The sequence below is a fragment of the Streptomyces sp. MB09-02B genome, from assembly GCF_033794485.1.
Taxonomy (GTDB): Bacteria; Actinomycetota; Actinomycetes; order Streptomycetales; family Streptomycetaceae; genus Streptomyces.
The window spans coordinates 1-6,740 of the sequence record NZ_JARGEE010000448.1; the positions used below are offsets into that span (position 1 = coordinate 1).

Consider the following 6,740-nt stretch of genomic DNA (forward strand, 5'->3'; position numbering starts at 1 on the left):
GCGTTCTTCCTTTTTTTTTTTATTTTTTTTTTTCAACAAAAAGAGGCCATAGAGATTTTTGCCTTTTCTCTGGGGTTGGAAATGTTTTAAAGGGACAGCCCACCTCCACCGCGTCAGAGCGCCGTCAGATCGTCACCCCGTCGATCTGCAGTGTCTGCACCGCCCCCGCCGCGAACGGCACCGCCACCGACTTGCCGCTCAGGCGAGTGTCGGAGTACGCGCGGTAGCGGTCGGTGCCGCCTGAGGTGTGGGTGTTCCAGCGGGGGACCAGGCCGTTCGTGCCGCCTGTCACCGTGGTGAAGCGGGAGAGGTCGAAGGTCAGGGTCTGGGCGGACGTCGCGGTGTTGATCGCCACGATCACCAGGCGCCTCGCCGCCGCGTCGTACGCCGCCGCCGTGTAGCTGGAGCCCGTGTCCAGGATCGTCATGCCCGGACGGATGTGGCGGCTGAACTGCGCCATCACGTAGTACTTGGTCTGGACCGTGGTGGGCTGGAGGGTGTTCGCGTCGTAGGCGATCATCGCCCAGCCCGTCGTCGGGTCCATGACCTGCCAGTAGCACCAGGCCGTGGGGTGCAGCCAGCGGAAGTCGTAACAGAGGTTGCGGGCCAGGGTCCAGCCGCTGGCGTCGCTGTCGCCCGTCTCCGAGTTCCAGAGCTTCTTGCCGGACGTCGTCACCACGTCCGTGTAGAGGAGGTCCCGGCGGCCGCCCGCGCCCTGGTAGCCGTGCACGTTCACCTGGCTGACCAGGGATTTCGTGGTGGCGTTGAAGGAGCCCCAGGTGGAGCGGGCCGTGTCGTAGTTCGTCTCGTCGGAGGCGGCGATACGGATGTTCGTCAGGCCGCGCTTGTCCAGCTCGCTGCGCATGTGGGGGAGTACGGCGGCCTGGACCGCCGGGTCCATGTGGCAGCCCTCCTGGGTGCCGGTCGCCGTCCACCACGACGACGCCGGCTCGTTGAAGGGGTCGACCGTCGCGAAGTTCACGCCCCAGTTGTTCTTGGCGCGCAGCGCCGTCGCCGCCAGGTGGGAGGCGTGCTGGCGGTAGTTCCAGGACTGGAGGTTGTTGCCGCCGCCGGAGGCGCCCGAGGGGTTGTGGTTCAGGCACATCCACCACATCGGGGAGTTCGCGAAGAGTTCGGTGGTCGCGCCGCGTGCCACCGCCTTCGTCAGGGCCGCGCGCTGGTTGCCGTCCGCGTTCCAGTTCCAGGCCGAGGACGTCGGGTCCTCGTTGTTCCAGTCCTGCCAGAAGCCCTCGATCTGCTTGAAGCCGGGGATGTTCGGTGACTCGACCATGGTCGAGCCCTCCACCGTGTTCCAGCTGCACGCGCCGAGGTTGTAGCGGGCGATGTTCATGCCGAGGCCGGGCAGCGCCGTGCCGTTGTACGTCGTCGTCTTCGTGGTGAACCACAGGTCGGCGAAGTCGTCCCGGGCGCCGAAGACGTTGGCCCACCAGGCCAGGGAGGTGCCCCAGCCCTCCCAGGTGCCGTACTTCGTGGCCGGGTTGACGGCGATCGTCGCGTCCGCGCTCGCCGTGCCCGTGCCGAGGGCGGTGCCGACGACCGCGCCGCCGGCCGCAGCCAGGAGCGCTCTGCGGCCGAAGGAGGCAGCGGGGCCGGGGGTCCGCTCGGGTGTCGGGGACTCCGTCGTCGGTCTCTGCCGGTTGTTCGTGGGGTCGGGGGATGCCGTCATGTCAGCTCCGGGGGATGCGGGTGCCGAGGGGAGGGAAGGACACGGTCGGGGAGCCGTCGCCTTCCGAACTGCTGAGTGGGGACATCGGAAGAGTCAGGGGTGAATGGTGATGTTGTCGAGAGGTGTGACAGCGCTTTCTCCGATTTCTTCCAAGGGTTGTGAGAAGGGGGAATGAAAGTCCGCCGCCGATCAGCCCCCGGGTCGCTGTCGGGCCGGGCCCGCCCGCTGTGGGTCGCCGCCGAGTGCGCCGTCACCCTCGGGCTCGTCCTCCTCCTCTTCGTCGCCCATCAGCTGTGGTGGACCAATCGGCAGGCCCAGGAAGGGGCGGCCCGTGAGGTGGCCGCGCTGGAGCGGGCATGGGCGCACGGGGGCCCGGCTCACGCCCAGGCGTACGCCGTGCTCGTCATCCCCCGGCTCCAGCTCCGGGTGCCCGTCGCCGAAGGGGTCGGGCGGGCGGAGGTTCTCGACAAGGGTTACGTCGGGCACTACCCGGGGACCGCGCGGCCGGGGCGGCCGGGGAACCTGGCCCTCGCCGGGCACCGCACCACCCACGGCGAACCCTTCCGCCACCTCGACCGGCTCGAGACCGGTGACGAGGTGCGCGTGGAGACGCGGGACGCCGTCCACACGTACGTCGTCGACCGCACGCTCCCGCAGACCGCGCCCGGCGACGGCGGGGTCCTGCGGCCCGTGCCGCGCAGCGACGTGCGGCCGTCGTACGGGTATCGCGAGCCCGGCCACTACCTCACGCTCACCACCTGCACGCCCGCGTACACCTCCACGTACCGGCTCGTTGTCTGGGGGAAGCTGCGCTCCGTGCGTCTCGGATGAGAGCATGTGTGCGAACGGCCCCGAGGCCGCCGTCGTCCGACGGCCGGGAGCCACGCACCAGAACCGTTCGAGGACAGTGCCGACAGGGAGAGGGGGAGGCGTGATCCGTAGCTGGGTCAGTCTTCGCCCCGCCGCGACGCTGCTGCTGTTCCTCTTCGAGGTCGCCGTCCTCGACTCCGGGACGCTCTCCGCCGCCGTCGCCTTCGCCGCGACCGCCGCGGCCGGCTCCGCGTTCGCCGCCTGCGTGCTGATCGCCGCGCGCTGCGCGCCCGTCGTACCCCGGACGCGCGTCCGCACGGCCATCCGGGACCGTGAGCGCCGTACGGCGTTCCTGCCCCAACGCGATCCCGACGCGCGCGGGCGTACGCGCCCCCGCGCGCCCGGACGTGCCCTGCTGACGGCCACCGCGTAGGGCACACCCGCACCACCCCCCTTCACCTCACCTCGCCTCACCACATCCTCTGTGCCGGCTGAGGTCTGTGCCCCGCACGCGGGCCGTCGCGCCGATTCCGGTCATCCCGACCACGACCACTGCTCACCGGCACGACGAGACCCCTGGAGGGCTCACACCCATGTCCGTTTTCGCCGACCTTGTCGCGCACCTCGCCGACCTGCTCCAGCCGCTGTTCCACGCCTCCGCGACGGCCGTCGCGATCGTCCTGTTCACGGCGCTCGTACGACTGCTCGTGCACCCCCTGTCGCGGGCGGCGGCGCGCGGGCAGCGGGCGCGGGTCGCGTTGCAGCCGCAGATCGCGGAGCTGCGGAAGAAGCACGCGAAGAACCCCGAGAAACTGCAGAAGGCGCTGCTGGAGCTGCACGCGAAGGAGAAGGTGTCGCCGCTGTCCGGCTGCCTGCCCAGCCTCTGCCAGCTGCCGGCCTTCTTCCTCCTCTACCACCTGTTCTCCAACACCACGATCGGCGGCGAGGCCAACGCCCTCCTCACCCACCGGCTCTTCGCGGCCCCGCTCGGCGACCGCTGGGCCGACGCGCTCGGCGAGGGCGGGATGTTCGGGCCGCAGGGGCTCGTCTACGTGGGGCTGTTCGTGATCGTCGCCGCCGTCGCGACCTTCAACTTCTGGCGTACGAAGCGGATGATGGCGGCGGGTGCGGCGGGGATGCCGGCCGTGTCGGACGAGCAGGTGCCCGGGATGGCGGCAGGGATGGGGGCCGTGGCCAAGTTCATGCCGTTCATGTCCTTCTTCACGCTGGTCAGCGTGGCGGTGGTGCCGCTGGCGGCCGCGTTGTACGTGGTGACCAGTACGACGTGGAGTGCGGTGGAGCGGGCGCTGCTGTATCCGCTGCCTTCCGCCGGGACCGCCACCGGTACGTCGTCGTCGACGGCGGTGGCCTGAGTCGGGGGCGCGGCCTGAATCGGAGGCGGCGGCCTGAGAGTCGAGGTGGGCCGCCGGTCCAGTCCGTGAACCGGGTCTTGCGGAGGGGACCGCTGCCTTGGACGATCGACCGGTCCTCCGATGGCCGCACCCATCGGTCGGGCGGTGGACGATCGAGGGAGTTGGCGACCATGAAGCTGCTGCGAGTCGGTACGGCGGGTGCGGAGCGGCCCGCGCTGCTCGACGCCGAGGGGGTCCTGCGGGACCTCTCGGAGGTCGTGCCGGACATCGACGGCGCGCTGCTCGCGGACGAGGCGGCGCTCGGGCGGGTCCGCGAGGCCGCCGAGAGCGGTTCGCTGCCTGTCCTGGACGCGGCGGGGCTGCGGATCGGGCCGCCGCTCGCCCGGATCGGCAAGATCGTCTGCATCGGGCTCAACTACCACGACCACGCGCGCGAGACGGGGGCCGAGCCGCCCGCCGAGCCGGTGATCTTCTTCAAGGCGGCGGACACGGTCGTCGGGCCCCATGACACGGTGCTCGTGCCGCGCGGGTCGACGAAGACCGACTGGGAGGTCGAGCTCGCGATCGTCATCGGGCGGACCGCGCGGTACGTCGAGTCGCGTGAGGCGGCCCTGGAGCACGTCGCCGGGTACGCCGTCTCGCACGACGTGTCCGAGCGGGCGTTCCAGCTGGAGCGCGGGGGGACCTGGGACAAGGGCAAGAACTGCGAGACGTTCAACCCGCTGGGGCCGTGGCTGGTGACCGCCGACGAGGTGCCGGATCCGCAGAAGCTGGGGCTTCGGCTGTGGGTCAACGGGGAGCTGAAGCAGGACGGCACGACCGGGGAGCAGATCTTCGCGGTGAGTGAAGTCGTGCGGTACGTCAGTCAGTTCATGACGCTGTATCCCGGGGACGTCATCAACACGGGGACACCGGCGGGGGTGGCCCTGGGAGAGCCCGAGCCGAAGCCGTTCTTGAAGGCCGGGGACGTGGTGGAGCTGGAGATCGACGGGCTCGGGCGGCAGCGGCAGGAGTTCGTGGGTGCGTAGGCGCTCCGCTTGAGTGCCGGGTGCCCAAGGGGCGGGGGGCTGCTGTTTGTTGGTGACCGCGGGTGCGTCGTGGCTTGTCGCGCAGTTCCCCGCGCCCCTTGGACGGCCGGTGGTTACATGGTGCTCTTGAAGCGCTCCAGGGCCTCCACCACCATCGCGTGGTCCTCCAGTTGGGGGAGGCCCGAGACCGTCACCGTGCCGATCACGCCCGCTCCCTCCACCGCCAGGGGGAAGGAACCGCCGTGCGCGGCGTACCGGTCCGGGTCCAGGCGGGAGGAGTCCTCGAAGGTCGTGCCCTTGGCGCGGAAGCGGGCGCCGACGAGGTAGGAGGAGGCGGCGTAGCGCTCCACGACCCGGCGTTTGCGGTCGATCCAGGCGTCGTTGTCCGTGCTCGACCCGGGGAGCGCGGCGTGGAAGAGCTGTTGGGGGCCGCGGCGGATGTCGATGGCGACGGGGGTGTTCCGCTCGCGGGCCAGCTCCACCAGCAGCGAGCCCAGGGTCCAGGCGTCCTCGTGGGTGAAGCGGGGGAGCACCAAGTCGCGCTCCTGGGCTTCGAGTTCCTCGATGGTGGGGGCGGCGGGCGCGGTCTTCTCGGCGGGGGTGACGTCGTCGGTCGTCACAGCTTCACCGCCACGCCCTCGGCGGCCGACTTCCGGGCCGCTTCCAGGACGTCGAGCGCGGCTGCGGCCTCGTACGCCGTGACCGGGTTGTCGCCGGTGCCGCGCAGGGCGGCGGCCACGGCCGTGTAGTACGCGGGGTAGTCGCCGGGGAGGGTCGGTACGGGGCGGCCGCCGCCGGTGAGGGGGGAGTCGCCCGCGCCCACGCGGCCCCACTGGTCCTCGGGCTCCTGGCCCCAGGCGGCGCCGGGGGTGGGGCGCTCGCCCTCGCGGAGGGCCGCTTCCTGCGGGTCGAGGCCGTACTTGACGTAGCCCGCCTCGGAGCCCAGCACGCGGAAGCGCGGGCCGAGTTGGGGGGTGACGGCGGAGGCGTAGAAGTGGGAGCGGACGCCGTTCGCGTGCGTCACGGCGATGAAGGTGTCGTCGTCCGTCTCGGCGCCGGGGCGGCGGAGGTCGGACTCGGCGTACACCAGCGTGGCGGGGCCGAAGAGGGTGAGGGCCTGGTCCACGACGTGGCTGCCCAGGTCGTAGAGGAGACCTCCGATCTCCGCGGGGTCGCCGGACTCGCGCCAGCCGCCCTTGAGTTGGGGGCGCCAGCGTTCGAAGCGGGACTCGAAGCGGCGGACCTCGCCCAGTTCGCCGTCGGCGAGGAGGCCGCGGAGGGTCAGGAAGTCGTTGTCCCAGCGGCGGTTCTGGAAGACGGAGAGGAGCAGGCCGCGCGACTCCGCGAGGGCGGCCAGCTCGCGTGCCTCGGCCGCCGTACCGGCCACGGGTTTGTCGACGACGACCGGGAGTCCCGCGTCCAGGGCGGCGGTGGCGATCGGGACGTGCGTCTTGTTCGGGGAGGCGACGACGACCAGGTCCAGCTCGTCCGACCGGGCCCACAGCTCGTCCGCCGTGGCCGCGAACCGTACGTCCGCGAACTCGGCGCGGGCCTGTGCCTGCCGCTCCGCGTTCGACGTGACGACCGTGTCGAGGGTCAGGCCCTGCGTCGCGGCGATCAGCGGGGCGTGGAAGACGGAGCCGGCGAGGCCGTAGCCGACGAGGGCGACGCGCAGGGGCCTGTCTGTGCTGGTGCCTGTCATACCACCCACTTAAGCAACGCTGTTGCCAAAGTGCAAGCGCGAGGGACAATGGGGGTGTGGACGGCAACGGGATCGGTGACGGGATCGGCGACGCGATGGGTGACGGCGGCGCGATGGGTGACGGTGGCGGGGGTGGTGGC

The 6,740-nt window shown here is 71.1% G+C and carries 7 protein-coding genes; 4 read left to right on the plus strand and 3 right to left on the minus strand.

Going from position 1 to position 6,740, the window contains the following annotated elements; translation table 11 throughout:
* Positions 1–124 precede the first annotated feature (124 nt).
* A complete protein-coding gene (locus tag P1P70_RS37425; RefSeq protein ID WP_319245706.1) occupies positions 125–1,687 on the minus strand; it encodes a beta-1,6-galactanase in 1,563 nt (520 codons plus the stop codon).
* Positions 1,688–1,858: 171 nt separating this feature from the next.
* Between P1P70_RS37425 and P1P70_RS37430 the strand changes: the two genes are divergently transcribed.
* From P1P70_RS37430 to P1P70_RS37445, 4 genes are all read left to right on the plus strand, one after another.
* A complete protein-coding gene (locus tag P1P70_RS37430) occupies positions 1,859–2,518 on the plus strand; it encodes a class E sortase (RefSeq protein ID WP_319245708.1) in 660 nt (219 codons plus the stop codon).
* A gap of 100 nt (positions 2,519–2,618) precedes the next feature.
* A complete protein-coding gene (locus tag P1P70_RS37435; RefSeq protein ID WP_319245710.1) occupies positions 2,619–2,930 on the plus strand; it encodes a DUF6412 domain-containing protein in 312 nt (103 codons plus the stop codon).
* A 160-nt stretch (positions 2,931–3,090) separates the two neighbouring features.
* Positions 3,091–3,870, plus strand: a complete 780-nt coding sequence (locus P1P70_RS37440) for a YidC/Oxa1 family membrane protein insertase (protein WP_319245711.1) — start codon at positions 3,091–3,093, stop codon at positions 3,868–3,870.
* Positions 3,871–4,040: 170 nt separating this feature from the next.
* Complete coding sequence (locus tag P1P70_RS37445) at positions 4,041–4,898, plus strand: fumarylacetoacetate hydrolase family protein (protein ID WP_319245713.1); 858 nt, start codon at positions 4,041–4,043, stop codon at positions 4,896–4,898.
* A gap of 113 nt (positions 4,899–5,011) precedes the next feature.
* Here P1P70_RS37445 and P1P70_RS37450 read toward each other — a convergent pair whose 3' ends face one another.
* Positions 5,012–5,518: a heme-degrading domain-containing protein gene (locus P1P70_RS37450; protein WP_319245715.1), complete on the minus strand. Its 507-nt coding sequence runs from the start codon at positions 5,516–5,518 to the stop codon at positions 5,012–5,014.
* Positions 5,515–6,600: a Gfo/Idh/MocA family oxidoreductase gene (locus P1P70_RS37455; RefSeq protein WP_319245717.1), complete on the minus strand. Its 1,086-nt coding sequence runs from the start codon at positions 6,598–6,600 to the stop codon at positions 5,515–5,517. The genes P1P70_RS37450 and P1P70_RS37455 overlap by 4 nt, the downstream gene beginning before the upstream one ends.
* Positions 6,601–6,740: the final 140 nt, after the last annotated feature.

Bases quoted from the DNA above. Each gene is read 5' to 3' on its own strand.
- P1P70_RS37425 (WP_319245706.1), bottom strand. From the start codon at position 1,687: ATGACGGCATCCCCCGACCCCACGAACAACCGGCAGAGACCGACGACG.
- P1P70_RS37430 (WP_319245708.1), top strand. From the start codon at position 1,859: ATGAAAGTCCGCCGCCGATCAGCCCCCGGGTCGCTGTCGGGCCGGGCC.
- P1P70_RS37440 (WP_319245711.1), top strand. From the start codon at position 3,091: ATGTCCGTTTTCGCCGACCTTGTCGCGCACCTCGCCGACCTGCTCCAG.
- P1P70_RS37445 (WP_319245713.1), top strand. From the start codon at position 4,041: ATGAAGCTGCTGCGAGTCGGTACGGCGGGTGCGGAGCGGCCCGCGCTG.
- P1P70_RS37455 (WP_319245717.1), bottom strand. From the start codon at position 6,600: ATGACAGGCACCAGCACAGACAGGCCCCTGCGCGTCGCCCTCGTCGGC.